Source organism: Halomonas zincidurans B6 (genome assembly GCF_000731955.1).
Classification (GTDB): Bacteria; Pseudomonadota; Gammaproteobacteria; order Pseudomonadales; family Halomonadaceae; genus Modicisalibacter; species Modicisalibacter zincidurans.
On sequence record NZ_JNCK01000001.1, the window covers coordinates 2,449,227 to 2,474,707 of the forward strand.

Sequence of the window (25,481 nt, forward strand, 5' to 3'; positions counted from 1 at the left end):
TCATCGCTCGATCGATGAGAAGGAAAGGAAACATTAGCCATCGGTGACCTCATGAGCGGGTGGCCTCGCTCTCTCGCGGCGCCTGTGACTCGCCGTCTACCGGCGCCCGGGCCCCGCTCTCTACCGGCGCCCTGGCCTCGCCGAGCGCCCGCTGCAGGGCGCGAAAGGCGATGCCCCGCTCATCGCCCAGTATGAAGGCGCTGACGCCACGCGCCTGCCACCCGGCCTTGGCCTCCGCGTGACGCAGAAAGGCGCAATAGGGAATGCGATGCTCGCTCGCCGCACGCTGAACCGCCTCCAAAGCCTGGACGACGTCGGGATGGCCGGTCTGCCAGGTCACGCCCAGGGACTGGGACAGATCCGCCGCTCCCTCCAGCACCATGTCGAGGCCTGGCACCGCGCAGATCGCCTCGATCTGCGCCACACCTTGGCGGCTCTCGATCATGGCGACCACCATGATCTCCCGGTTGGCCTGGACGACGTAGTCTGCCAGGGAGTCCTTGCCGAAGGCGCCGGGCCGCCCGGCATTGAGGCTGCGCTCGCCCTCCGGCGCGTACTTGCAGGCGGCCACGGCACGTTCGAGGGTCTCGGCGTCCTCCACGTTGGGCAGCACGATCCCCTGGGCGCCGCCGTCGAGCAGGCGCAGCAGGGTCTTGGGGTCGGCGTCCGCCACCCGTACCAGGGGCGTCAGTTGGTAGCTCTCGGCGGTGCGGATCATGTGCTCGACGGTTTCCGGGTTGATCAGCACGTGCTCGGTGTCGATCACCACGAAGTCGAAGCCCGCCTCGGCGATCAGCTCGATGGAGGCGGCCGTGGGCAGGGAAGCCATGATCCCGTGGACCTTCCTGCCTTCGGTCAGCGCCCGCTTCAGTCGGTTGGTCCTCAGCATGACGCCTCCTCGCCCGGCGCGAAGGGGGCCAGCGGATTGGGGACGTGCTTGACCTGGGGGTCGCCGTCGCCGAACAGGCGACGGCGGGCCAGGGCTTCCACCTCCCAGCGGGGCGCGAAGACGTCGAAGCATCGGTAGCGATCGCCGTGCTGCGGATGGGCGCGCTGGTAGGCCTTGATCGCCTCCGCCGTCATGGCCCAGAACAGCGACTCGTCCAGGCCGAAATGCCGGTGTAGGAAAATCGCCATCTCCGCCAAGGCGATGAAGAAGAAGGCATCGCAGGAGTAGTCGCGGACCGCTTCCGGGTCATCGGTGACGATGAAGGAGTTGCGGTTGAGGGCGGCATGACGCTCGGGCACGGGCTCCAGAGCCGGGGCCAGCTCGGGGCGTGCCAGATGCGCCGTGCTGAAGCGCACGCCGTCATGGAAATCCTTCAATGCCACCCTGAGCGGCCAGCCATCGCGATGGATGACCACGATGTTCTGGCCATGGGATTCCATTCCCACGCCCTCGGCGAACAGCAGGTGAATGATCGGCAGGGTGGCGACATGCACGAGCTGCCGGGTCCAGGCTTCCAGCCCGTGGCGCTCCACCCAAGGCGCGATGAAGGGGACGCCAGGCGCCCCCTCGGCGTCTCGGGTGAATTGGCTCAGCCCATTGAAGGGCACGGCCCGCTCGCCGTCCTCCAGAAACTCGCCGACGTTCTGGCGCCAGATGGCGCCGACCTTGCCGTACACGTCGTTGTAACGGGTATCAGGAAAGGCCCGCTCGTCCAGCGCCACGCCGGCCACCTCGCCGAGAATCACGAACCCCGCGGCCCTGGCGGTGGCGTCGGTGTCGATGAGCCGCTGCAGCCACTGGGTGATGATCGGCCCGTTGGTGACGGTGTGGCGCGCCAGGATGCGCGTGCTGGACGTATTGGTGATGCTCATCGCCAGCTTGAGATACGGCTGGTACGTGTCTCGCGGGGCCAGGGTACGAATCGACTGCTGCGCGGTATAGGTCGTCTCACCCTCGCCCAGCAGGGCGATCTCACCGCTGGCAAGCTCCGGGTATAGCACCGCAACCAGCGCGTTTTCCCACTGCCAGGGATGCACCGGCATCAGCACGACGTCGTCCCGCGCCAGTTGGCGCTGCGCGAGGTAGTCGTCCAGGCTCGCCAGCACGCGCGGTCCGACGTCCTTCGCGATCCGCTCGGCAAGCGCCACGCCGCTGATGGCTCCTTGATGCGCCAGGCGCGTCGGCACGGCCAGCCACCCTACCCGCAGCGGTTGGGCGAACTCCGGCCCATAACGCTGATTGTCCCTTAGGGAGAAGCCGAGTCGTGACTTGTAGCAGGGGTGGTAGCTGTGCGCATCGGTGAAATACTGCTCCAGGGCATCGGCATCCAGCGTCTGCGGTGTCTCGTTATAGGGCACCGGCCAGGCGGATGACTGCACGTCCTTGATCAGGGTCTGTGTCAGTTCATTGACAAAACCGGGCTGGATCGCCACAGCGCCCAGCGCCGCCTCGAGATCCTCTATGAACCGCTGCAGGCTTACCGACTCCGGCGAGCCCGCCGGGCCCTCGACCACCAGGGTGGCATGCGCGAGGCGGATCAGTTGAAAGCTGTGGCACTGCCAGCCGCTCACCCGATAGCGACGCTTGCCCAGCGTCAGGGTGAATAGCATGGTACCGGCGATATCGGCCTCCGGCTCGGCGACGACCTCATAAGGAAGCACGTCCTCGTAGAGCAGGGTCTGCAGCAGCTGGCCGACGACGCGCTGCTCGATACGGGTGTGATGCCGCCAGTGCGCCAGGGAAGCGAACGGCGTGGAAATGGATATCGGAGCGTCGGGATCCCCCTCGATTGCCGCGACCGGCGGCAGAACACGTTCCTGTGATGACATGATGTACCTTCAAACTTGGAAAATGGATCGGCGAAGCGCCTCGGTCAGAACATCGGCTCAGCCCACCGACTCGGCGTGCCGCTGGCCTCGCGTCTCGAGCTCGCGGCTCTCGCGGCAGTTGCGAGAGCCGCGGACGAAGATCTGCTCGGGACGCGGGTGGCACAGGAAGTCCGCGTGAGAGATGTTGTAGCCATAGGCACCGGCCAACGGCAGCACCAACAGGTCGCCCACCGCCACCCCCTGCAGCTCCTGGCGGCGGCTCAGCACGTCCTTGGGGGTACAGAGCTGACCCACCACGGTCCAGGACTGACGCTCGCCCTCGCTCGCCCGCTCGGGGTCGCGGGGCAGGTGAATGACCGGGTGATCGTGCCCCTGGGCCGCGGGCAGACGGAAATGGTGGGTGCCGCCTCGACAGACGAGGAAGCCCTCCCCATGGCTGACCTTGGTATCGAGCACCTCGATCACGTAATAGCCGCAGAAGGCCGAGAGGAAACGGCCGATCTCGAAGCGCACCAGCGGTGGTTCGTGCATGGCCTCAAGACGCTCTCCCAGGGCCTGACACAGGCCAGGCCAGTCGAACTGCTCGGATGGTTGGAGATAGTTCACACCGATACCGCCGCCCACGTTGAGCTGTGTGACCCGCTCGGGATGGCGCGTCAACGCTCGCCACCGGGGCCAGCGCTCCAGATAGGACGCCAGCAGCCGCTGGTGTCGCTGCTCGCAGGTCTGGTGCGACATGGCGTGAATATGAAAGCCGACCAGGGTCAGGTTCGAGGCGTCATCCACCGCTCGCACAGCGTCAGCCAGTTGCGCCTCATCGATGCCGAACGGCGTGGCGGTGCCGGCCATTCTCAGGCGGCTGGAGATATCCGCGGGCAGCGCAGGATTGATGCGCAGCAGCACGGCCTGCAGGTGATCCAGCGACGCTGCGATCGTCTGCAAGCGGGCGATTTCGCCAAGGCTTTCGACATGAAAGGCCTCGACACCTCGCGTCATGGCCTCACGCATGTCGGAATCCAGCTTGCCCGGTCCGGAGAGCACCCAGGGGCGCGGCGTCGAACAGGCGCAGGCCCGCGCGATTTCGCCGCCGGACGACAGCTCCAGCCCATCCACGACGGGCGCCAGCGTATCGATGATGGCCGCCTCGCTGTTGGCCTTGATCGCATAGTAGAGCTCGACGCCGGTTGGCAATGCCGCCTGCATGGCGCGGCCGTGCGCGGCGAGCGCCGGCAGGTCATAGAAGAATGCCGCCATGGGCTCGCGACACGCCCGGCGATGCGAGGCAATGGCGGCGAGGATGTGGTCGGGAATCATGTGCTCGGAAATCGAGAGACGCTCAGCCATAGGCCACCTCCCTGCCCATGGCCTGGGTGACGCGCCAGGGGTTGGGCAACGACACGTACTGCGCCTGCCGGTCCGCCTGGGCCATCAGCCGTAGCTTGAAGTTGGTCTTGCAGGGTAGGTCGCCTCCCGCCAACAGCGCATCCAGCTCGGGGGCCGACGTGCCCAGGTTCTGTCGCACGCGACGCAGCTCGTCCAGGGTGTCCTGCCACAGCGCATCGCCAAGGGCCGGGCGCTGCCAGCTCAGCGCCAGGATCGCCTCGGCGACATGATTGACGAGCAGGCAATAGGCGATACGGTTCCAGCCCCGCTCACGGCGGTAGGTCATCGACTCCTTGACGCGGGGGTGCAGTGACTCCCCGGCGAGCCAGTCCACGCCCTTGTCGCTGGTCAGCTTGACCCCTTCGAAGTCACGCAGCAGCATCTGCCGGGGCATGCCGTCGTCATGGATCAGCACGCAATTCTGCAAATGGGGCTCCATGACGATGCCGTGGCGGAAGAACAGCCCCATGACCGGCGCCACCAGCGTACCCAGGTAGGCCTGGAACCACTGCCGGACGCGGCCTTCCGACGGCAGGGTGTCGCCTCCACCGGCAAGCGACGCCCTGTCGAGGAAGGACAGCACCATGGGCGCCAGCTGGGCATCTCGCGCAAACAGCGTCGCGCTGAGCAGGCAGCGCTCGGACGAGAAGCGCTCGCAGAAATTTTCCCGCAGGATCATGCCGGTCTGCTCCCGGAACCAACGCCTGTCGGCATCAATGCCCGCGGCCGGTGCCCAGTGCACCGTGGCTGGTTCCTGTGCCACACACAGCCCTTCCAGGGCCGCATCCTGCTGTTGGTCGAGCCGATGCATAATGCGGTCGATGACCAGCGTACTCTCCAGCTCGTACCAGGCGTTCTTACGCACACAGTTGGTGATGCGCACATTGAGCGATCCCTTGAGGAACCAGGGATGTCCCTCGATGTACCAGGTGCGCATGGACACGGTGGGCGCGGCGCGCCAGCCGCTCTGTCCGAGATCGCCGATGACGCCGTCCCCGATCAACGCCGCCACCCGGGCATCCTGGCGGAAAAGATCGGCTTGCACCGGATGCATGCTGAGCACGACACGATCGCCATCCTCGGCACGGCTCTGGTCCGCCACATGCGGCAGCACGTCCAGGGCACTCAAGCGATTGGCCTGAACACTCAGCCCGGCCACGGGAAAGGAGAATTGGTGCAGGGCCGTGGTGGCGCAGAATTCCGGCGCGTAGGCAGGCTTGTCCTGCAGCAGATGGGGCGGCCACTGCCTGGCCTTGGGCGTGGGATGATTGGGGTGGCCGAACCACAGCCCCTGCTCACTGCGGCGATAATCCGCCAGCGGATGCAGCCTCGGTTGTTCGACGGCGTGGGCGACGATCGTCGTCATGACGTCCTGGCTCTGCACGACCTGATCGCATAACTCTTGATTGAGCCTACCGTCATGCCACTGACAGTGTTCCAGCAGCGCGGAGACCAATTCCGCTATCCCGGGGACGTGCCAGCTTGGGGCTCCCGCCTCCCGAATGTAGGCATCGGAGAGGTAGAAGTGGCTGCCGATGACCGAGCGCCGGTCCACCATCACGAACAGCGAAAGCGATGCCGACCATTCGATCTCAAGTGGCGTGCCATGCAGCTGCTCCGGCAGGCCTTCCCGCTGGGCTGGCCATCGATAGGACAGCGTGTCATGGGGTATTGCCACTTCCTTGATGATGCAATTCAGCAATGCATGCGTCGATGCATGTCGGCTCGTCTCGCCGGGTAAACGAGAGAAACGGGCGTAGCTCATATGGCCTCCGCAAGAATGCGTCCTTTTAAAGACTCACCTGCCCGGTAGCCGGCCGTGCCGTCGACGAAAGCCCCTGTCCTCGTCGGTGGCTTTTCCGCCGTCGGCTTCTGGCGCCCATTGGCCTGTGAATCCGCGTCACCCTGACTAATCACGTTGCGAAGCTGTAATTGGCTGTTGTGCTGGGTCGATGACAAAAGTCATTATGCAAATGCGAATCATTATTCTAATCATTAATAAAAAACCTGTCCATGTTCACCGAGCAATCCGTTCGCCATGGCCTGACACCCCATGGTTCTGAATAGGCCAGATAGAGGACGTTTAGACGTTGAAAATGAGAATTTTTTGGCTTACGGTTCTTCGGGCCTAGGAACCTGACCAACGAGCCAACTCAAATGCCCTCGACACCTGCCAAGCCGCCGCGACTGACGGGCGAAGCCCTGCGTGCCGGGTATGCATCCCGACACGTACTCGACGGCGTCGACCTGGCGGTGGCCGAGGGCAAGCTGACGGTGCTGCTCGGCCCGAACGGTAGCGGGAAGTCGACGCTGCTGAAGACGCTGGCGCGCACGCTGACGCCCAGTGCCGGACGTGTCTGTCTCGATGGCAAGGATATCCACCGCCGCAATACCCGCGAGGTGGCACAGCGCCTGGGCATCCTGCCGCAGGGCCCATCCGCACCGGAGGGACTGACGGTCAGGCAACTGGTCGGCATGGGGCGCTTTCCCCATCAGCGGCTATGGCAGCAGGATGCCAAGCAGGATGCTCGCGCCATCCGCGAGGCGATGGCCTATGCCGATGTCACGGACTTTGCCGAGCGCAGTGTCGACGCGCTCTCCGGCGGACAGCGCCAGCGCTGCTGGATCGCCATGATCCTGGCCCAGGAGACGGACCTGGTCCTGCTCGACGAGCCGACGACCTTTCTCGATCTGAAGGTTCAGGTCGACCTGCTGGAGTTGCTGGTTCGGCTCGCCCACGACAAAGGACGCACGCTGCTAGTGGTACTGCACGACCTCAACCTGGCCGCGGCCTATGCCGACATTCTGGTGATGATGCGCCAAGGCCGCATCGAGCATAGCGGGCCACCGGAAACGGTCTTCACCAGTGCCCACCTCAAGCAAGTCTTCGATCTCGATGCGCATGTCATTCGCGATCCGCATACCCGGCGCCTGCTCTGCGTGCCCAGTCTGACGGGCACGACACCCATCCCTCAGGTGGTGTCCGGGGTCGCGCATGGCTGACCACCCCGTTACCACGATGAGTCGCCGATGACCGCCGCCCCCAGACAATTCTGTGCCATCGAGAGCGCCGAGATCGGCGACCCGCTGGTGGGCACCGCCGCGCATGCCACACGCAACATGCTGATCAGTTGGCCGCGGGCCAAGTGGCTGCGCAACCTGCGCCAGGCCAGCGACATGCCCGAAGGTGTGCTGACTCTGCTCGACGCCATCGCCGACGGCGGACGACGGGTCAACCTGATTCACCGCCGGGAGCAGCCGAGCCACCGGCACCGGGTGGTGCTGATGCCGGAGTGTCGGACGTACGACGTAAAGAGGGAGGAACTGGCCGAGCTGCTGCATGCCTTCGTCGAAGGAAGGTCGCTTGAACGCTGGCGGGCCGGCCGCGTCGAGGGGTCGCTGATTCTTTGCTGCACCCACGGCAAAAAGGACAAATGCTGCGCCAAGTTCGGTTACCGCAGCTACAAGGCGCTGGCCAGCGCCGCGCAGCAGCATGCCTACCCCTTCGAGGTCTGGGAGAGTTCCCACCTGGGTGGCTGTCGGCTGGCCGCCAGCGTCATGGTCTTCCCGGCACTGCGCAAGTACGGCCGCCTCGCCGCCGACGATATCCCGCGCCTGTTGCAGGCCGAGGCCGAGGATCGCCCCTACCTGCCCTGCTATCGCGGCGACTCGACGTTGACGCCGCCCGAGCAATGTGCCCAGGTCGCCGCGCTAGCGTGGCTGGAAAAGCGGGGAATGCGCGGCGGAGTGAGTGTGAAAGGCGAAGCCAGGCGGGTCGACGCTCACCGGCTGAGCGTGCCCGTACGCTGGCAGACCGCGCAGCGCGAGGGATGGCTGGAAGTGACCTGCCGTGCCAGCGAGCTCATCCGCCACGATACCTGTGCCGACTACGAACGCGACGGCGCCAAGCCCAGCCAGGTCTGGCATGCCATACATGTCGTTGAGCAAGCGTAGGTGGACCATCCTCCTTGGGCGAAGACGTTTCTGCTCGTCCACATCAGAGAGCGGCCAACTATCCACTCGTGACAGGTTCAGCTTTTCAGCTCTTGGTTAGGGAGCCTCCTATGGCCTCTGCTGACACCTGTTCGCCCATCCCGGCACCTCATGGTGCCGGTAGCCAGTGGCAGACGAACAGGCCGCCCGGGCAAGACGCGCGACCTTGCCTCGGGCTTCCTTCAGATTCCGCCTCGCAGTGGACACCCTTGCCGTTCGGCTAACGGTTCCCGCTATCAGGGGCATAGGGGACTTTCCCCCAGGTCATCCCGAGGCGCCATCCTCCGGAGCAGCGCCAGTCAGGCCCTGCGCGCCATGCCTGGCGCACCACGCATAAAAAAACCGCCCGAATCGAGTAATGCCAGTCAGTTAAGCCTATTCTCTATAAGCTGATGATGAGGATGAGATCGTCCCGTGTCAGATCCACTGACACGGGACGACCCATGCATTTCAGCGACGCCATTGATGCCATTGCCAAGGCGGCACCCGAGGATTTCTCCAGCCTCTCCGAGGTGCTCTCTCCCGAACTGATTGACACCTGTCTTGAGCAAGCCGGCGTGGCCACACTGCGCAAGCGTCGCCTGCCCCTGGACATGGTGGTCTGGGCCGTGGTCGGGATGGCCTTGTTTCGGCATATTCCGATGGGACAGATCGTCAATCACCTCGACATCATGCTGCCCGGCAAACGCCCCTTCGTCGCGCCCAGCGCCGTGGTGAAGGCACGTCAACGGTTGGGAATCGGGCCCGTCAAACGGGTCTTCGAGCAGACCCAGGCCCTGTGGCACCAACAGACGCCGCATCCTCACTGGTGTGGCCTGACGCTGCTGGGCGTTGATGGCGTGGTCTGGCGCACCCCCGACTCCCCCGAGAATCAGACGGCCTTCGCGCGCACGTCCAATGCCCAGGGGGAGGCGAGCTATCCGCAGATTCGCATGGTGTGCCAGATGGAGCTGACCAGCCATCTATTGACGGGCTCGGTCTTCGACAGTGTGGCGAGCAGTGAAATGGAACTGACGCCCGAGCTCATCGCCAGCACCCCGGATCACTCTCTGACCCTGTTTGACCGAGGGTTCTATTCGCTGGGTCTGCTGCATGCCTGGCAGAGCGCCGGCGAGCAACGCCATTGGCTTATTCCGCTGAAAAAGGGTACGCAGTATCAGGAAGAACGCTCGTTGGGGCGGCAAGATCGCCTGGTGACCCTGACGACCTCGCCTCAGGCCCGCAAGAAATGGCCGGACTTGCCGGCGACGATGACGGCGCGTCTGTTACGGCGCAAGGTGAACGGTAAGGAGGTCCAGATCCTGACCTCGATGATCGACCCGCTGCGCTTTCCGGCGGCGGATATCGTCGATCTTTACGGCCATCGCTGGGAAATCGAACTGGGCTACCGGGAAATGAAGCAATCCTTGCTGGGTAACCGCCTGACGCTGCATAGCCGGACGCCGGAGATGGTCTTCCGTATCCCCGATCGGTCAGGCGCCGACCACAGAAATACCCAGATCGAGATAGGGGTCGGGAAGGCTTCGCCTCCCCGCCCTCCGAACCGTGCGTGCGGTTCTCCCGCACACGGCTCTCCAGTCGATGGTTTCAACATCGTGATTGGCTCGCTTGCTGCCAGGCTTCGGCTAGGGTGAAAAGCCCGGCAGCGGCGAAGAACCTATTGGGCCAACGTCGCGTGTCTGTTCCGGTGTTGCCACGCCCAGGGCGTTTCTCCTGCTTGCGCAGGATGGCGCGAAGCCGTCGGCGGATGAAGCCATCCAACGGCCGGAACGTTGTCCGATAGGCGTGTCGGAAGTAGCCGAACCAGCCTCTTAGCAGAGGATTGAGTGAGGCGATGATCTGCCGCAGACTCTTGCCTTCCGTCCGCCGCGTCTTGCTTCTCACCTTGTCCTTGAAGGCTCTGAGACTCTTCCTACGTACCCAGCGCTTTCCCGCCTCGAAGCGGTAGCCCAGGAAGTCGAAGCCCTCGCCGCGTTGTCGACAGTCACCGATATGGGGCTTGTCGGGGTGCAGGGTCAGGCCATTCGTCATCACCCAGTCCTGCACGTGGGCCAGGGCCTGCCGGGCCTCCTGCTCGCTGTAACAGAGGATGACAAAGTCGTCGGCATACCGCACCATGCGATAGCCGCGCTGGGTCATCTCCTGGTCCAGCGGGTGCAGGTAGAGATTCGCCAGCAAGGGGCTGATGATCGCTCCTTGCGGCGCTCCCGCGGTGGGGCTCCAGCAGTTCATCTCGCTAACGATGTCCTGCGTCAGCCAGGCACGCAGCAGTGACAACAACCGACCATCGCTGAGCCGTTCCTCAACACGGCTCATGAGGCGGTCATGCGGGATGCTGTCGAAGTAACCCTGCAGGTCGGCGTCGACCCCCCAGGTCATGCCGGCCTTGAGGCCATCATCGACGGCCCGCAAGGCGTCCTTGCAGCCTCTTCCTGGTCGGAAGCCATAGCTCATCGGCAGGAACTCGTGCTCGAGAATCGGTTCGATGACACGCTTGAGCGCCGCCTGAACGATGCGGTCCTTGACGGTAGGGATACCCAACGGGCGTGTCTTGCCGCCGCCCTTGGGGATCTCGATCCGCCGCACCGCCTGTGGGCGGTACCGCCCCGCCGCCAGGTCGGCCTGGAGCTCCTCAAGGTGGCGTCCGGACTGCGCGGCGAAGCGTGACACGCTTTGCCGATCGACCCCCGCTGCACCCTGGTTGCGGTAGACCTGTAGCCAGGCACTCGCTAGGGTCGACGAGCGGTGTACCTTGTCGATCAGGCTGAACCATTTACGTCCTTTGACGCCGTTATCCAGCGCCGCCAACATGCGGTCCGTCCAGAGTACCCCAGATAGCTCCGCTTCCACGGCCGGTCCACCGCGCTCTTGTCGCGGTTGACCTTGAGCTTGAGCGAGCCCTCGAGGAACTCACTCAGGCTGGCCATGATCCGCTCTCCCGCCCGTCGACTGCCGACATAGACCTGCATGTCGTCGGCGTAGCGGCAGAAACGATGCCCGCGGCGCTCCAGTTCCTTATCCATGTCGTCCAGCAGGATATTCGCCAGCAACGGGCTGAGTGGCCCACCCTGCCGATTCCACCCAGGGTATTGGCGCTGATATACACGGCTTTCAGGTAGCGGCGGATCAGGCGCAACACTCGCTTGTCGCGGACGCGGCGTGCGATCCGCGCCATCAGCAGATCGTGGTTCACTCGATCGAAGAAGGACGCCAGGTCGAGGTCGACCACCCAGCGGCGGCCCTCTTCAACGTGGGCCTTCATGGCCGAGACGGCCTGCCGGGCGCTGCGCTTCGGGCGATAACCGTAGCTCGACTCGGAGAAATCCGGATCGAAGAGCGGCGTCAGTACCTGCAACAGCGCCTGCTGGATCAGATCGGGAAGCAACGGCTGTGCGGCGTACAGATTGACGAATACCGTGAACGAGCCCAGGCACAACGCCAGAGTGGCTCGCCACCAGGCGCGGGTATGCGCTTCGATCATGGCGTTCTCCTCAAGATGCCACCATGATCGCGCATCGCCGATCATCCGCCAAGCTCACCATCCGCCAAATAGCGCTTCGACATCATTACCTTGTCTGGGACGGGCTCCGCTTTCGTCCACGATGACGACGCCGGGAGCACAGCGGCAGACCACCCGACCTCCCAGGGTAAGACGCGCGACGTTGTTCGGCGCATCCTTGCGCCTCACCTTTCAGGCTGACGCTCAAATTCGTTCCCGACGAATTGGTCCCGCTTATGCCTGTCGGATCTACGCCATGACGTTCCGTGCAAGGATTGGGCTTTGATGAATTGGGCCATCTCACCCCATCATGACGCCTCGTATCCGCTTCCTGTTCAGCTGGGCGCCCCCGTCGAGCCCGCGTTTTGCCTCGGGCTTCCTTCAGATTCCCCTTCGCAGGAGACACCCTTGCCGTCGGCTAGCACTTCCCCTTGCCGGGCGTGCAGGGGACTTTCACCCCCAAGTCATCCCGAGGCACCACCCTCGGGAACAGTGCCAGTCAGGCACTGCGCGCCATGCCTGGCGCACCCAATGAAAGGGAGCAGCCAACGCTGCTCCTTTTTTGTGCGCGATGCCTGATGCCCCTGCTACGCCCCGCCACCTTCCTCGCGATGCGCGCCCGCCGCTGCGTGCCCCTCTCGCTCAAGCGCCGCCAGCGAACGATAGCCGCCCCATGACCGCGTAGCTGCCGTCAACAGGCAAGCCCCGGCAAAGACCAGCGCCAGCATTGGAAATGCCTGAGGCCATAGACAGAAGATCACGAAGGCCAGGATCGTCTCGGTACCCTCGGTGAGGCCGTCGAGATAGAAGAATGCCTTATGGGGAAAATTGGGCCGCTCGAGTCGATGCCGGGCGGCCATGATCGCAAAGGCCAGAAACGAGCTGCCGGTGCCGACGAAGGCAAATAGCAGTATCACCGCCGGCAGCGCATTGACGCTCGGCTCAGCCAGCGCGAAGCCGACCACCACGGCTGCGTAGAACAGGAAATCCAGCACGATATCGAGAAACCCCCCGGCATCGCTGCCCGCGCCAGCGTGACGGGCCAGCGCCCCGTCGAGACCGTCGGCCAGGCGATTGGCCAAGATCGCCACCAACGCCAGTCCATAAGCCTCGGCGGCCAATAGCGGCATGGCCAGCATGCCGATCGCGAAGCCCCCCAATGTGACCTGCACGGGGCGCACCCGCCAACGCGCCAGCAACACCGCCCCGCGCTTCAGCGGCGCCTGGGACCAGGGCATCGTCCAGCGATCCAGCATCGTGTTTCTCCTCGGGATTCGTGTTTCTCCTCGGGATTAAAGTTGTTACGCCGCAGCAGGCGTTGATTATCTCGACTCCCGGTCCAGCGTAGCGCTCGGCACCGTAGAGGACGGAAATTCGTGAGTCTTGAATGGAACGCGGTTCTCGACAACCACTCTGCATCCAAGGGCCGCTTTTGGCCACAACACCGGTCGGTCAGCCGGGAGCGGTGAGACGCCGCTCCCGTCGCCACAGCCAGGCGGCGGTACCCAGCGTCAGCCCCAGCACCAGCCAGGAAGCCACCACCACGCCGGGCCAGCCGGCGTCCTGCCAGAACGGCTCGAGATACAGCCCACCGAGACTCGCGCCCAGGTAATAGAACACCAGGTAGAGGGCCGAAGCCGTACCGCGGGCGACCCGCGCCTGACGCCCGACCCAGCTCGAGGCCATCGAGTGGCACAGGAAGAAACCGAAGGCATTGACGGTCAAACCCAGCAGAATCAGTGGCAAGGCCGGGTTCAGGGTCACCAGGCTGCCCAGCAGGAAGATCACGATACCCAGCATCATGCAGACCGGCTGCGACCAGCGTTGGGCGGCTCGCCCCGACAGCGCCGAGCCCAGCGTCCCGCCCAGGTAAGTGACGAAGATCATGCCCAGCCACTGCGTCGCCAGCGAATAGGGGGCATCGCTCAAACGGAAGGTGATGTAGCTGTATTGATTGATGAAGATGAAGAAATTGAGCCCGCCGATCAGGTAGGCGCCAAGCAGCAGCGGGTTGCGCAGATGCGCCGCCATGCCGCCCAGCGCCACGTCGAGGCGCAGCGAGACCGGCTTGAAATTGCGCGCCGGCGGCAGCAGTCGCCAGAATACGATCAGACATGCCAGGCTGACGATGCCCACGGTCACGAAGCTCGCCTGCCAGCCACCGTATTCACCGGCGAAGCCGCCCAGTACGCGGCCGCCGATTCCACCCAGGGTATTGGCGCTGATATACAGCCCCACCGCCAGCATCAAGGCGCGCCTGTCGAACTCGTCGCCCATCCAGGCGATCGCCACCGCCGGCAAGCCGCCGAGCACCAACCCTTGCACGGCCCGCAATACCAGCAGACTGGCGAAGTTGGGTACCAGCGGCAGCAGCAGCGAACACAGCGCCGACAACAGCAGCGTGATACGCATGATCGCGCCGCGTCCGATGGCGTCCGACAGCGGCCCGTAGATCAACAGCGAGATCGCCAGGGTCAGTGTCGACACGCCCATCACCATGGCGCTGGCCAGGGTCGAGACATCGAAGGCCTGGCGCAGATCGGGAAGCAACGGCTGTGCGGCGTACAGATTGACGAATACCGTGAACGAGCCCAGGCACAACGCCAGAGTGGCTCGCCACCAGGCGCGGGTATGCGCTTCGATCATGGCGTTCTCCTCAAGATGCCACCATGATCGCGCATCGCCGATCATCCGCCAAGCTCACCATCCGCCAAATAGCGCTTCGACATCATTACCTTATCTGCGTGGAGCGCCATTGTCGCCGGTGCTCCTCAAGCGCCATTGCCCCGCCCCCATGGGCTAGTGCAGCGCATGCGCGTCGCCGGGCAGCGTATCGACATGCAGCGGCGCCCAATGACGTGGACTCGCGCCTGGAAAGTCCAGGCTGGCCCAGCTTCCCGCCAACGGCGGCGCGCCACTTAGCCAGGCCGCCAACGCCTGGCCGAAGCCATCGAGCAACGTGGCACGTTCCTCGGTTTCGCCCATGAAGAAGGAAAAGCCGGCGTAGAGCCCCTGGGCATACCCGCGCCAGTTGCCGTAATGCTGCTGGGCCAGGCGCAGAGCGCCATCGAGCCGGGCGCTGAAGTCGCCGGCATTCAGCCAGCCCAGGCAACGCCCTGCCACCGCCAGATCCACGGCCTGGGCGATGTCCCAGGCGGCCATGTCGGTATCGTTGCAACCGGCGTCGTTGTCGCGCACCCGCCGCAACCGCAGCAGATGATTGCGCGCCTCCTCGTCGCAGTCGCCGGACTCGAGGATGGCGATCTCCTCCTCGAGCCGAGGTCGGTTGAGGGTATAGGGCGCATAGTTGATCTGGTACTCCTGACGATCACCCGCCTCGAGCAGGAAATTCAGGAAGTCGCCGAGCTCGCTGGCGCCATGCAATGCATACTGCTCCTCGAGCCACTGGGCGGTGGCCTCGCGCTCGGCGCGTCCCTCGGGTTGCGGTTCGGTCCAGACCCCGGGGTTGAGCGGACCCGCCAACGCCAGTGCGGTGAAGCGCGACAGCGTCGGCCGCGGGCCGGGCTCCTGCCACGCGACCTGCCGCCAGTCGAGCCAGTGAAAGAGACTGCCCGGGTCGTCGCGATGCCAGCGTATCTCGTGCACCAGGTCGTCGTCGGGCAGCTCCGGCAATGCCGCCTCCCAGGCCGCCCAGGCATCTAAAAGACGCCGCGAATCGGGATAGAAGCGACACAGCACGCCCCGCAGCGACTCGGTGAGCGCCTGCAAACCCGCCGTATCGAAGTCGCCGCTGTCACCGGCCATCAGCAGGTAGAAAGCATACTTCTCGGCCATGTGGATCGTTGCCGCATGGCGCACGCACCGCTTGAGCGCATCGCGCATCGCCACGGCGTCCTCGGGCGGACGCCCGAACGGCGTGGTCACCGCCGGCAGCGCGCCATGGGCGGCATCGGCGGCGAGCTGGTTAAGGTGATGCGCCTGAGCGGGGAGCCAGAAACGAGCCAACCCGGCCACCCCCTCGTCGGGCAGCAGGCCGAGGGTCTCGTGCAGATAGCGCCGCACGTCCTTGCGTCGCGGCTCGTCGATGACGGGCGTCACACCCTGACGGTAGAGTAGATCCGGCTCGCGCAGCGAAGCCAGGGCCAGCAACCAGTGGCGCGCATCGCGTCGCCAGCCGCGCAGAAACTGCCCGGCGGCTTGTCGCTGGGCGTCGTCGAACAGTCCCTGAAGCGGCACCTGCCAGGGGCTCAGCGGCGAATGCAGCAGCACATGCCAGTCGGCCGCGTGGCTGGCCAGCCTGTCGCGCCCTTCGAACAGGCTGTGGCCACGCTGGTAGGCCAGCGTCACGGCTGTCCAGTCGCTGTAGCGACGCATCAACAGATCGCCGGCATGCGCCGCGAACGACTCGGCTTCGTCGGCCTCCAGCCAACCCAGCGTGGCGCCGGCATAGGCCAGGTCGACCAGCCGCAGCCAATCCCAGGCCGCCCACTCGAGCGGCTCGCCGCGTTCGAGAAAGCCCCTCAGCACACGTCCGTAGCGACGCTGTTCGCCGAGTCCAGCAAGCCAGGCCTTGCGCGCCTCGGCATCCATCTCGACCAGCCGTTCGGCATCGATGTCCCAGGCATAGCGTTGACCCTGTGCGCCCAGCCACAACAGCACCCGGATCAACTCGTCACGATCGCCAATCTGCCAGCCGCGATCGAGCCAGGCCTCGACATCCGGCCAGTCGAGCTCTCTACTTGGTGGCGATTCAAGCAGCGGCGCGAAAGCCGCACGCAGCCGCCAGGCAGGATGCGTCTGCGCCCAGTGCGCGCCCCGCGGGCGGTGTTCCAGCGTGGCGGCCAACAGCTCCCAGGTGATCCCCTCGCCATCGCGTTCGAGTTGCGACAAGGCTTCGCCGCTCTGGGCGAAAATTTCATCGCCATGCACCCAGCCGCTCTCGAGACGCGTGCGCCGCAGCGCCGCCAGCCAGTCGTCGAGCGTGGCGTGATTGCGCTGGATCGCCCCGGCCAGCTCGGCCAGCCAGGCTTCCGCGCGATCCGCCGTCAGCCAGCCGGCTGACTGCGCCAGCGCGATGAGTTCGAGCGCGGTCAATCGCACCTGCGGATCGGCCCGTTCGGTGCCGCCCGGGAATGCCTCGAGCAAGCGCCAGCCCAGTTCGCCGCGCTCGGCAACGCCCAATTGCGCGAGCCGTTCGGCGGCCAGCGTCGGATCGAGCGACGCCGGTTCGGGATCGAACGCCCAGCCGCACAGCACCAATTGTTGAGCCCACCAGGCATGGAGTGGATCGGCCAAGGGACACCTCTATCGCTGACGAACGGAAACCGGGCGAGATAGTGTACCGGAAAAGCGTGCTTTACACCGATGCCCTGTGTACGCGCCCAGACCATGTCTGAAAATACTTGGCGAAGTGTTTTAAATATCGCACACTGCGTAAAACATGGTCCCCAAGCATTCGCCTGTCCATTTCTGGAGCTCCGTCATGGCATCAACCCTCCCCGACTTCCTGACCCCCAAGGCCTACATCGCCGGTCAGTGGCGCGATGCGGCCAGCCATTTCCCGGTCAGCAATCCCGCCAATGGCGAGGTTCTCGCCGAGATACCCGACCTGGACGCCGACGCCGCGCGCGAGGCGATCGCCGCCGCCGAGTCGGCCTGGCCGGCGTGGCGGCGGCTGCCAGCCAAGCAACGTGCCACCCTGCTGCGGACGTGGTTCGAACTGATCATCGCCCATCAGGAGCAATTGGCCCGGTTAATGACCTTCGAACAGGGCAAGCCACTCGTCGAATCACGCGGCGAGGTCGGCTACGGCGCCGCCTTCGTCGAATATTACGCCGAGGAGGCCAAGCGCATCGCCGGCGAGACGTTGCCCGGCCATGGCGCCGACAAGCGCATCCTGGTGTTTCGCGAACCGGTGGGCGTGGTCGCGGCGATCACGCCCTGGAACTTTCCGCTGGCGATGATCACCCGCAAGTGCGCGCCGGCGCTGGCCGCTGGTTGCCCGGTGGTCGTCAAGCCGGCCGAGGCGACACCGCTGACCGCGCTGGCGCTGGCCGGCCTGGCCGAGCGCGCCGGGCTGCCGGCCGGGGTGTTCAACGTGGTGACCGCGTCGCGTCCCGCGGCCATCGGCGAGGTACTGACCACCGACCCGCGGGTGCGCAAGGTCTCGTTCACCGGCTCGACGCCGGTCGGCAAACGGCTGTTGGCGCAATGCGCCGGGAGCGTCAAGAAGGTGTCCATGGAACTTGGCGGCAATGCGCCGTTCATCGTTTTCGACGATGCCGACCTGGATGCCGCGGTGGAAGGCGCCATTGCCTCCAAGTTCCGCAACTCAGGACAGACCTGCGTGTGCACGAATCGCTTGCTGGTACAGGCCAATGTGTACGACGCTTTCCTAGACAAGCTGGCCAAGCGCGTCGGTCAGCTAAGGGTCGGTAACGGTCTGGAGGACGACGTGGTTCAAGGACCGCTGATCAATGCCGCGGCGGTGAGCAAGGTCGAAGCGCACATCGGCGATGCGCTCGACAAGGGCGCACGGCTGATCTGCGGCGGCGCGCGCCATGCCCTGGGCGGCAGGTTCTTTCAGCCCACCGTGCTCGCCGATGTGACGGCCGAAATGCGGGTCGCGGGCGAGGAAACCTTCGGCCCGCTGGCGCCGGTCTTCCGCTTCGAACATGATGAGGAGGCCATCGCCATGGCCAACGCCACCGAGTTTGGCCTCGCCGCCTATTTCTATGCGCGTGACTACCGACGCATCTGGCACGTCATGGAACAGCTGGAATACGGCATGGTAGCCGTCAACGAGGGCCTGCTCTCGACCGAACTGGCGCCGTTCGGCGGCGTCAAGGAATCGGGCCTCGGGCGTGAGGGATCGCGTCACGGGCTCGAAGACTTTACCGAACTGAAGTACGTCTGCGTCGGTGGACTGTGATCAATAGCCCAAGGAACGCTGGATAAATAGGCGAGCGGGCTGGGCGCCCCCAAGTAAAGCGCAAGGCGTACGGAGCACAGGAACCGGAGCATATGGGTTATATGTGAGGATTCCGACGGTCCGACGCTTCGGCACCGCACAACGCAGCGATTTGCCCGCGCAGACATTTATGTAGTGTTCCCTAACGCCTTGCACAAGGAGGCCATGCATGAATAACGCTCAGCTCAACGAACTCAAGACACGCTATGTCGCCAACGGTGCCGCCAGTCCGGCGGAGCACTTCGCCGCTCGCGCCGAGAACGCCGAAGTCTGGGATGCCGACGGCAAGCGTTTCATCGACTTCGCCGGCGGCATCGGGGTGCTCAACATCGGCCATCGCCATCCCAAGGTGGTCGAGGCGGTCAAGGCCCAGCTCGACAAGGTGATGCATACCTGCCAGACCGTCATGCCCTATGAAGGCTACGTGAAGGTGGCCGAGAAGCTCAGCCAGATCACCCCGGTGCGTGGCCACGCCAAGGTCATGCTGGCCAATTCCGGCGCCGAAGCGCTGGAAAACGCCGTCAAGATCGCCCGTGCCGCGACCGGCCGCAACAACATCATCTGCTTCGACGGCGGTTATCACGGCCGGACCTTCATGACCATGGCCATGAACGGCAAGGTCGCGCCCTACCAGAGCGACTTCGGCAGCATGCCGGGCAACGTGTTCCGCGCCCCGTATCCGGTAGCGTATCACGGCGTCAGCGAGGACGAAGCGCTGCGCGGCCTGAAGATGGCGCTCAAGACCGACGCCAATCCCAGGGACACCGCGGCGGTGGTCATCGAGCCGGTGCTCGGCGAAGGCGGTTTCTACGCCGCACCGGCGAGCTTTCTGAAGAAGGTCCGCGAGATCTGCGACGAGCATGGCATGCTGATGATCGTCGACGAGGTGCAATCGGGCTTCGGGCGTACCGGCAAGCTGTTCGCCATCGAACACAGCGGCGTGGAGCCGGACATCATCACCATGGCCAAGAGCATGGCGGACGGCATGCCGATCTCGGCCGTCGTCGGCACCGACAAGCACATGGACGCGTCCGGCGGTAATTCGCTGGGCGGCACCTACACCGGCAGCCCGGTTTCCTGCGCGGCGACCCTGGCGGTGCTCGAGGTCTTCGAGCAGGAGAACATCCTCGCCAAGAGCCAGGCGCTGGGCGACAAGCTGGCCAAGCGCTTCGCCACCTGGCAGCAGCAGTTCGACTGTATCGACAATCCTCGCAACATGGGCGCCATGGCGGCCTTCGAGCTGGTTTCCGACAAGGCCAACCATACGCCGGATGCCGAGCTGACCGGGGCGCTGTGCAAGAAGGCCCGCGAGAAAGGGCTGATCCTGCTGTCCTGCGGCATGTACGGCAACACCATCCGCTTTCTGATGCCGGTTACCATCCAGGACGAGGTGCTCGAGGAAGGCCTGGGGATCCTCGAATCGGCACTCAGCGAGTTGGTCGGCAACAAAAGCGCCGCGACCGCCTGATAGTCGCGGCCGTGCTGGCCGGATATCAAGTCCCAAGAAAAGCGCCCCGCTTTCAAGCGGGGCGCTTCTATTTCAGCGATTGCAGCCTCGTCAGCTGGCGATCAGGCCGGCATGCTGTTGGCCTTCGAGTCGCGCGACCAGACGCGATGCTGGCCCATCGCCTCGACGAACGGGGTAAGGACATCGTCCACCGCGGCCCCGAGGAAGATACCGTCTTCCTGGGTGGGCACGCCCGCCGCGGACAACAGATCCTTGCCCTCGCCGACGGCGGCGATCGCCTTGAGGTGCTTGTAGGCCTCCTGAACGTAATACAGCCCCAGCCCGGATTGCGACAGCGTCTTGACGCTTTCGGCGCCGCCGACCACCACCACCGAATCCAGGGTCACCGACGGCAGGCCGTTGAGCATGGCGTCAGGCACCACGCTCTGGCCGCCGAGCGCCTTGATCGGTGCCATGCTGGGCGCGATGACGATGCCCTTGGCGCCTTCGGCCTGCAGCTTGGCTTGGAGCGACTGGAGCTGATCGGCATCGACTCCATCGGCCACCAGCAGCGCGACCTTGCGGTACTTGATGTCATGCGGCAGTCGCGCCATCAGGCTCAATGCGGGCGATTCCTGCTGCGCACTCTTGCCCAACTCATCGGCGGGCGCCGGCTTCTCGGTCGGCGTCTCGACACCATGGTTCTCGCCAACCCGCCGCGCCAGCTCGAGATCGATGTTGGGCAGAATCTCCTTGATCACCCGCTCCCGGATCCACGGGCGCTCCACCTTTGACAGTTCGAAGGTATAGGCGGCGATGATGTGTTCCTTCTCGGCCTCGCTCTGGGAATTCCAGAACAGCGTGGCCTGGGAGTAGTGATCACCGAACGACGGACTGCGCGCACGAATCTTGTTGGCATCGATGCGCTCGTTGACCGTCTCGAAGCCACCGTTTTGCGGCGCCGGCGGCGTTTCCCGCGGCCAGCCGTCGTCGATCGAGTTGGGCTCGTAGGACGCCTGGCCCTTGTTGATCGTCTGGCGATGCATCGAATCGCGCTGGTTGTTGTGGAACGGCGCCACTGGCTGATTGATGGGAATCTCGTGGAAGTTCGGCCCACCCAGGCGCAGCATCTGGGTATCCAGGTAGGAGAACAGCCGGCCCTGCAGCAGCGGATCGTTGGTGAAGTCGATTCCCGGCACGACGTTGGCCGGATTGAACGCCACCTGCTCGGTCTCGGCGAAGTAGTTGTCGGGGTTGCGGTTGAGCACCATCTTGCCGATGGGGACGACCGGCACCTGTTCCTCGGGGATGATCTTGGTTGGATCGAGCAGGTCGAAGTCGAACTTGTGTTCGTCCTCCTCCTCGACGATCTGCACCCCGAATTCGAACTCCAGGAAATCACCGCTCTCGATGTCGTCCCACATGTTGCGGCGGTTGAAGTCCGGATCGCGCCCCCACAACTTCTGCGCCTCGTCCCAGATCAGCGAGCAGGTACCGGCCAGCGGCTTCCAGTGGAACTTGGCGAAACGTGCCTTGCCCTGCTTGTCGACCAGCCGGAAGGTATGCACGCCGAAGCCTTCCATGTTGCGATAGTGACGCGGGAAGGCCCGATCCGACATGGTCCATAGCACCATGTGGGTGCTCTCGGGCATCAGCGAGACGAAATCCCAGAAGGTGTCGTGGGCCGACTGGCCCTGGGGGACCTCGTTGTGGGGCTCGGGCTTCACCGCATGCACGAAATCGGGAAACTTGATGGCGTCCTGGATGAAGAACACCGGCATGTCGTTGCCGACCAGGTCCCAGTTGCCCTCGTCGGTATAGAATTTGGTGGCGAAGCCGCGCACGTCACGCACGGTGTCGTTCGAACCACGTGCGCCTTGCACCGTGGAAAAACGCACGAAGACCGGCGTCTTCTTGTTGGGGTCCTGGAACACACCGGCCTTGGAATACTGGGCGGCATTGTCGTAAGGCTGAAAATAGCCGTGAGCGGCTGCGCCACGCGCATGGACGATGCGCTCGGGAATCCGCTCATTATCGAAATGATTGAGTTTTTCGCGGAAGATGAAGTCTTCCATCAGCGTGGGACCACGCTCGCCGGCCTTCAGCGAATTGTGGTTATCGGCAATACGCGTACCCTGATTGGTCCGCAGGTCGTGCCCCTCGGCATCGCTGCAATATTTCTCGAGATTCTCCGACTTGCTGCGCTCGTTGGTCTTGAATTCCTTGTCATGCGCCTCGTCGCTATTGGGGCGCGTATGGGGATTGTTCGCCATTATCAAACTCTCCTCGTTTGCTGGAATGGCTCCACCCACTTTCAAGTCACCGCCGAACATGGCCTATCGGTTCCATGACTTTCCGTTCGGCGGCGTTGTGTCGTCCTGCCTTTTTCGTTTGCCTTGTAGAAGATAGACACGATGACCCGGGCAGCGCAAACCGCTCCGGCACCTATTTGGCCCGATGATGACAGCGTCGGACGAGAGCCAGTCCCGGCTGATGCCCAGTCGGCGTCGTTGCCGTCAGCCCTTGCGCAGCTTGGCGACGATCCACAGCAGCACTACGGCGCCCACCGTGGCGGTTACCAGCGAACCGATGATTCCGGTAGAGGCTAGACCGATAAGCCGAAACAGCAGCCCGCCGAGCACCGCGCCGACGATCCCCACACCGATATTGCCGAAGATGCCGAAGCCGCCACCGCGCATGACATTGCCTGCAATCCAGCCGGCCAGACCGCCGATGATCAACCACAGAATCAGACCCATATCCAGGACTCCCTTCACTTTTTCTATCGAAATGGCTCACCCAGACTGCCACAGCGGAGCTCAGAATGACGAGCCGGGTCGGGTGAGAAAGGCTTGCTCATCGGGTGTCGAGGAACGCCCGAGTATCGCGTTACGATGTGGATAGCGACCGAATCGGGCAATGATCTCGTGATGTCGCCGCTCGAACTTGAGGTTCTCCTCGAGCCCCGGCTGGGTGAAAAGCCGCAGCGCCTCGTCATGGATGACCAGCGATTCGCTGTGCATATAGGGCATGTACAAGAAGGCGCGCTGAGCGATCTCAAGATGCCGGTCAGCGCCTTGGGCCACCGCGACTTGGGCCAGGGCGAGCGCCTGCGGATCCTGCGCGAACGCCTGCGGCCGGTCGCGATGGAGATTGCGCGAAAACTGGTCGAGCAGCAGGATTTCCGCCAACCGCCCCTGCGGCGACTCACGCCAGGCCCAGAGTTCATTGGCCCTGGCCGCCTCATGCAACGCCGCGAAACGATCGCCGATGTGCCGGTCGAGCCGCGCATCCTTGGCGAACCACTGCTTGGCGCCCAGGGTTTCGAACCAGAAACTCAATACCCGCTGTGCTGACGTCTCGGCCATGCTGACTCCCGTATCGCAATTTGCGTTGCCCGCCCGGGCTCGTTAGCGGCCGACGCGACCCTGTCAGCCAGGCACCCGTCCTTAGCATAGCCGCTGAGAGGCGATAGCTGTAACGGTGACTCACGCATGCCTGAAAGGATCGCGCTGAGGCGAACCATTACAGGCCCAAGCCGACATTATCAGAGTTATGTCCGACAAATGGCTAATGGAAGAACACGCTCATGTACTTATACTTTAGTTCAGCCGTGAGCTGCAGCGGAGCCTGTCGCGCTCGTCAAGCCATCCAAGGATTCTTCAACCTATGCATGCCCTAACCCTTATCTCATTTTTCTTCTTTACCGGGCTGGTCGCTGCGATCACCTGGTGGGTCACACGCCGGGACGACCACAGCAGCACGCGTGGGTACTTCCTGGCCGGGCGCAGCCTGACCTTCCCGCTGATCGCCGGCTCGCTGCTGATGACCAACCTGTCCACCGAACAGATGGTCGGCCTCAACGGCAGCGCCTTCACCGATGGTCTGAGCGTCATGGCCTGGGAAGTGATCGCGGTCATCGCGCTGGTCGCGCTGGGGCTGTTCTTCCTGCCGCGTTTCTTGCGCAGCGGCATCGCCACGGTGCCGCAGCTGTTGTCGCTGCGTTTCGACAACACCACCCAGCTGATCTGTAACATCATCTTCCTGCTGGCCTACGCCGTGATCCTGTTGCCGATCATCCTGTACTCTGGAGCGATCGGCCTGCAGGGCATGCTCGACCTGCCGGGACTGACCGGCATTCAGTCCAGTACGACCCTGCTGTGGGGCAGTGTATGGGTCGTCGGCATCATCGGCTCGATCTATGCGCTGTTCGGCGGCCTGCGCACCGTTGCCGTGTCGGATACCATCAACGGCGTCGGCCTGCTGATCGGCGGCTTCGTGGTCGTCTACTTCGGCCTGCAGGCAGTCAGTGACGGCAACGGCGTAATGGCCGGCTGGGAGATTCTCAAGCAACAGAATCCCGAGAAACTCAACTCGATCGGCGGCCCGGAACAGCAGGTACCGTTCTCTACACTGTTCACCGGCGTGCTGCTGATCAACCTGTTCTACTGGACCACCAACCAGCAGATCATCCAGCGCACCTTCGCCGCCAAGACCCTCGCCGAGGGCCAGAAGGGCGTGCTGCTGACCGGCCTGCTCAAGCTGCTCGGACCGTTGTACCTGGTGCTGCCGGGGATCATCGCCTACAACCTGTATGCTGGCGAAGGCATCAAGGCCGATGCCGCCTACGGACAGCTGGTCTTCAACGTCATGCCGCCCTACCTCACCGGTTTCTTTGCCGCGGTGATGGTCGGCGCGATCCTGTCGTCGTTCAACTCGGCGCTCAACAGTACCACCACCCTGTTCAGCCTGGGTCTGTACAAGGGGGTGTTCAACAAGAACGCCAGCGAGCAGCAGGTGGTCCGCTCGGGCAAGATCTTCGGCTGGATCATGGCGGTCGCGGCGATGATCATCGCCCCCTTGCTGGCCGGTCAGGACAGCCTGTTCGGCTACCTGCAGAAGATGAACGCGCTGTACTTCATCCCGATCCTCGCCGTGGTAGTGGTCGGCCTGCTGACCAGGCGGGTACCGGCGATTGCCGCCAAGATCGCGCTGATCGGCGGCTGCCTGGTGATCGCCGCGGTCTACTTCGTCCCGCCGTTCACCGGCCTGCTCGACTACATTCACAACTTCCACTTCGTGGGCCTGGTATTCGCGCTGCTGGTGATCATGATGCTGGTCATCGGCAAGCTCGCCCCGCGGGCGACGCCGTGGGTCCATGAAGACAGCGGCGAAGTCGACCTGACCCCGTGGAAAGGCGCCGTTCCGGCGGGCATCGTGCTGGTGGTGCTGGTCATCGCCATCTACGCGGCCTTTGCCGGCGGCGTATAATTCGCGGACCTCTCGAACTGCAACCGCTCCCTGCGACCCCGCCAAACGGCGGGGTCGTTGCGCTTGCATGCTCCGGCGATGGTCAGGTGAACGTTGCCGCCCCGTCCCGCCGAGGTGACACTAGGGCCTGTTGACGTTTCGTCGCGGCCGCGACGAAACGTCAACAGGCCCTAGCGATA

Annotated in this window: 18 protein-coding genes and 1 pseudogene; 6 read left to right on the forward strand and 13 right to left on the reverse strand. The window is 64.2% G+C overall.

Annotation, left to right across the window (positions count from 1 at the left end; genetic code table 11):
- Nucleotides 1–49: 49 nt before the first annotated feature.
- The 4 genes from HALZIN_RS0111515 to HALZIN_RS0111530 are packed head-to-tail and all read right to left on the reverse strand — an operon-like array spanning nt 50 to nt 5,926.
- Nucleotides 50–889: an HpcH/HpaI aldolase family protein gene (locus HALZIN_RS0111515; RefSeq protein WP_051907489.1), complete on the reverse strand. Its 840-nt coding sequence runs from the start codon at nt 887–889 to the stop codon at nt 50–52.
- On the reverse strand, nt 883–2,778 hold the full coding sequence (locus HALZIN_RS0111520; RefSeq protein ID WP_031384363.1) for an IucA/IucC family protein: 1,896 nt from the start codon (nt 2,776–2,778) through the stop codon (nt 883–885). The genes HALZIN_RS0111515 and HALZIN_RS0111520 overlap by 7 nt, the downstream gene beginning before the upstream one ends.
- 57 nt (nt 2,779–2,835) lie before the next feature.
- The gene (locus HALZIN_RS0111525) at nt 2,836–4,122 is read right to left on the reverse strand and encodes a type III PLP-dependent enzyme (RefSeq protein WP_031384364.1); all 1,287 of its coding nucleotides are present in this window, start codon (nt 4,120–4,122) and stop codon (nt 2,836–2,838) included.
- Nucleotides 4,115–5,926: an IucA/IucC family protein gene (locus HALZIN_RS0111530; protein ID WP_031384365.1), complete on the reverse strand. Its 1,812-nt coding sequence runs from the start codon at nt 5,924–5,926 to the stop codon at nt 4,115–4,117. The genes HALZIN_RS0111525 and HALZIN_RS0111530 overlap by 8 nt, the downstream gene beginning before the upstream one ends.
- A 392-nt stretch (nt 5,927–6,318) precedes the next feature.
- Between HALZIN_RS0111530 and HALZIN_RS0111535 the strand changes: the two genes are divergently transcribed.
- From HALZIN_RS0111535 to HALZIN_RS0111545, 3 genes and pseudogenes are all read left to right on the forward strand, one after another.
- Nucleotides 6,319–7,164: an ABC transporter ATP-binding protein gene (locus tag HALZIN_RS0111535; RefSeq protein WP_031384366.1), complete on the forward strand. Its 846-nt coding sequence runs from the start codon at nt 6,319–6,321 to the stop codon at nt 7,162–7,164.
- A 27-nt stretch (nt 7,165–7,191) separates the two neighbouring features.
- Nucleotides 7,192–8,115, forward strand: a complete 924-nt coding sequence (locus HALZIN_RS0111540) for a sucrase ferredoxin (protein ID WP_031384367.1) — start codon at nt 7,192–7,194, stop codon at nt 8,113–8,115.
- Nucleotides 8,116–8,597: 482 nt separating this feature from the next.
- Nucleotides 8,598–9,608 (forward strand): annotated as a pseudogene (locus HALZIN_RS0111545) (IS4 family transposase); the annotation flags it as partial.
- Between the two features lie 133 nt (nt 9,609–9,741).
- Here HALZIN_RS0111545 and ltrA read toward each other — a convergent pair.
- The 6 genes from ltrA to HALZIN_RS0111570 all read right to left on the reverse strand — a co-directional run bounded on the left by ltrA (nt 9,742) and on the right by HALZIN_RS0111570 (nt 16,909).
- Entirely contained in the window at nt 9,742–10,965 is a 1,224-nt protein-coding gene (gene ltrA / locus HALZIN_RS0111550) for a group II intron reverse transcriptase/maturase (protein ID WP_051907491.1), read from the reverse strand.
- Entirely contained in the window at nt 10,914–11,177 is a 264-nt protein-coding gene (locus HALZIN_RS18545; protein WP_268871182.1) for a reverse transcriptase domain-containing protein, read from the reverse strand. The genes ltrA and HALZIN_RS18545 overlap by 52 nt, the downstream gene beginning before the upstream one ends.
- Nucleotides 11,069–11,635, reverse strand: coding sequence for a reverse transcriptase domain-containing protein (locus HALZIN_RS18420; protein ID WP_051907492.1), 567 nt, complete (start codon nt 11,633–11,635; stop codon nt 11,069–11,071). Before HALZIN_RS18420 ends, HALZIN_RS18545 begins: the two co-directional genes overlap by 109 nt.
- Before the next feature lie 605 nt (nt 11,636–12,240).
- Nucleotides 12,241–12,909: a CDP-alcohol phosphatidyltransferase family protein gene (locus HALZIN_RS0111560; protein WP_035575333.1), complete on the reverse strand. Its 669-nt coding sequence runs from the start codon at nt 12,907–12,909 to the stop codon at nt 12,241–12,243.
- Between the two features lie 196 nt (nt 12,910–13,105).
- Nucleotides 13,106–14,299, reverse strand: a complete 1,194-nt coding sequence (locus HALZIN_RS0111565; RefSeq protein ID WP_031384371.1) for an MFS transporter — start codon at nt 14,297–14,299, stop codon at nt 13,106–13,108.
- A gap of 153 nt (nt 14,300–14,452) precedes the next feature.
- The gene (locus tag HALZIN_RS0111570) at nt 14,453–16,909 is read right to left on the reverse strand and encodes a DUF1266 domain-containing protein (protein ID WP_031384372.1); all 2,457 of its coding nucleotides are present in this window, start codon (nt 16,907–16,909) and stop codon (nt 14,453–14,455) included.
- Between the two features lie 187 nt (nt 16,910–17,096).
- On the opposite strand from HALZIN_RS0111570, the gene HALZIN_RS0111575 reads away from it, so the two are divergent.
- Together HALZIN_RS0111575 and gabT are read left to right on the forward strand one after the other, a co-directional pair.
- Nucleotides 17,097–18,545 carry an NAD-dependent succinate-semialdehyde dehydrogenase gene (locus HALZIN_RS0111575; RefSeq protein WP_031384373.1) on the forward strand — a complete coding sequence of 483 codons (1,449 nt, stop codon included), beginning with the start codon at nt 17,097–17,099 and terminating at the stop codon, nt 18,543–18,545.
- A 208-nt stretch (nt 18,546–18,753) separates the two neighbouring features.
- A complete protein-coding gene (gabT, locus tag HALZIN_RS0111580) occupies nt 18,754–20,052 on the forward strand; it encodes a 4-aminobutyrate--2-oxoglutarate transaminase (RefSeq protein ID WP_031384374.1) in 1,299 nt (432 codons plus the stop codon).
- Between the two features lie 101 nt (nt 20,053–20,153).
- Here gabT and katE read toward each other — a convergent pair whose 3' ends face one another.
- The 3 genes from katE to HALZIN_RS0111595 all read right to left on the reverse strand — a co-directional run bounded on the left by katE (nt 20,154) and on the right by HALZIN_RS0111595 (nt 23,399).
- Nucleotides 20,154–22,304, reverse strand: a complete 2,151-nt coding sequence (katE, locus tag HALZIN_RS0111585) for a catalase HPII (protein WP_031384375.1) — start codon at nt 22,302–22,304, stop codon at nt 20,154–20,156.
- Nucleotides 22,305–22,547: 243 nt separating this feature from the next.
- Nucleotides 22,548–22,790 (reverse strand): GlsB/YeaQ/YmgE family stress response membrane protein, encoded by a 243-nt coding sequence (locus HALZIN_RS0111590; RefSeq protein ID WP_031384376.1) that lies wholly within the window; start codon nt 22,788–22,790, stop codon nt 22,548–22,550.
- Nucleotides 22,791–22,850: 60 nt separating this feature from the next.
- The gene (locus HALZIN_RS0111595; RefSeq protein ID WP_031384377.1) at nt 22,851–23,399 is read right to left on the reverse strand and encodes a DUF924 family protein; all 549 of its coding nucleotides are present in this window, start codon (nt 23,397–23,399) and stop codon (nt 22,851–22,853) included.
- 301 nt (nt 23,400–23,700) lie between these two features.
- Between HALZIN_RS0111595 and HALZIN_RS0111600 the strand changes: the two genes are divergently transcribed.
- Entirely contained in the window at nt 23,701–25,302 is a 1,602-nt protein-coding gene (locus HALZIN_RS0111600; RefSeq protein WP_031384378.1) for a solute:sodium symporter family transporter, read from the forward strand.
- Nucleotides 25,303–25,481 lie beyond the last annotated feature (179 nt).

Coding starts and splice junctions, on each gene's coding strand:
- HALZIN_RS0111515 (WP_051907489.1), bottom strand. CDS start 889: ATGCTGAGGACCAACCGACTGAAGCGGGCGCTGACCGAAGGCAGGAAG.
- HALZIN_RS0111520 (WP_031384363.1), bottom strand. CDS start 2,778: ATGTCATCACAGGAACGTGTTCTGCCGCCGGTCGCGGCAATCGAGGGG.
- HALZIN_RS0111525 (WP_031384364.1), bottom strand. CDS start 4,122: ATGGCTGAGCGTCTCTCGATTTCCGAGCACATGATTCCCGACCACATC.
- HALZIN_RS0111530 (WP_031384365.1), bottom strand. CDS start 5,926: ATGAGCTACGCCCGTTTCTCTCGTTTACCCGGCGAGACGAGCCGACAT.
- HALZIN_RS0111535 (WP_031384366.1), top strand. CDS start 6,319: ATGCCCTCGACACCTGCCAAGCCGCCGCGACTGACGGGCGAAGCCCTG.
- HALZIN_RS0111540 (WP_031384367.1), top strand. CDS start 7,192: ATGACCGCCGCCCCCAGACAATTCTGTGCCATCGAGAGCGCCGAGATC.
- ltrA (WP_051907491.1), bottom strand. CDS start 10,965: ATGTTGGCGGCGCTGGATAACGGCGTCAAAGGACGTAAATGGTTCAGC.
- HALZIN_RS18545 (WP_268871182.1), bottom strand. CDS start 11,177: ATGGATAAGGAACTGGAGCGCCGCGGGCATCGTTTCTGCCGCTACGCC.
- HALZIN_RS18420 (WP_051907492.1), bottom strand. CDS start 11,635: ATGATCGAAGCGCATACCCGCGCCTGGTGGCGAGCCACTCTGGCGTTG.
- HALZIN_RS0111560 (WP_035575333.1), bottom strand. CDS start 12,909: ATGCTGGATCGCTGGACGATGCCCTGGTCCCAGGCGCCGCTGAAGCGC.
- HALZIN_RS0111565 (WP_031384371.1), bottom strand. CDS start 14,299: ATGATCGAAGCGCATACCCGCGCCTGGTGGCGAGCCACTCTGGCGTTG.
- HALZIN_RS0111575 (WP_031384373.1), top strand. CDS start 17,097: ATGGCATCAACCCTCCCCGACTTCCTGACCCCCAAGGCCTACATCGCC.
- gabT (WP_031384374.1), top strand. CDS start 18,754: ATGAATAACGCTCAGCTCAACGAACTCAAGACACGCTATGTCGCCAAC.
- katE (WP_031384375.1), bottom strand. CDS start 22,304: ATGGCGAACAATCCCCATACGCGCCCCAATAGCGACGAGGCGCATGAC.
- HALZIN_RS0111590 (WP_031384376.1), bottom strand. CDS start 22,790: ATGGGTCTGATTCTGTGGTTGATCATCGGCGGTCTGGCCGGCTGGATT.
- HALZIN_RS0111595 (WP_031384377.1), bottom strand. CDS start 23,399: ATGGCCGAGACGTCAGCACAGCGGGTATTGAGTTTCTGGTTCGAAACC.
- HALZIN_RS0111600 (WP_031384378.1), top strand. CDS start 23,701: ATGCATGCCCTAACCCTTATCTCATTTTTCTTCTTTACCGGGCTGGTC.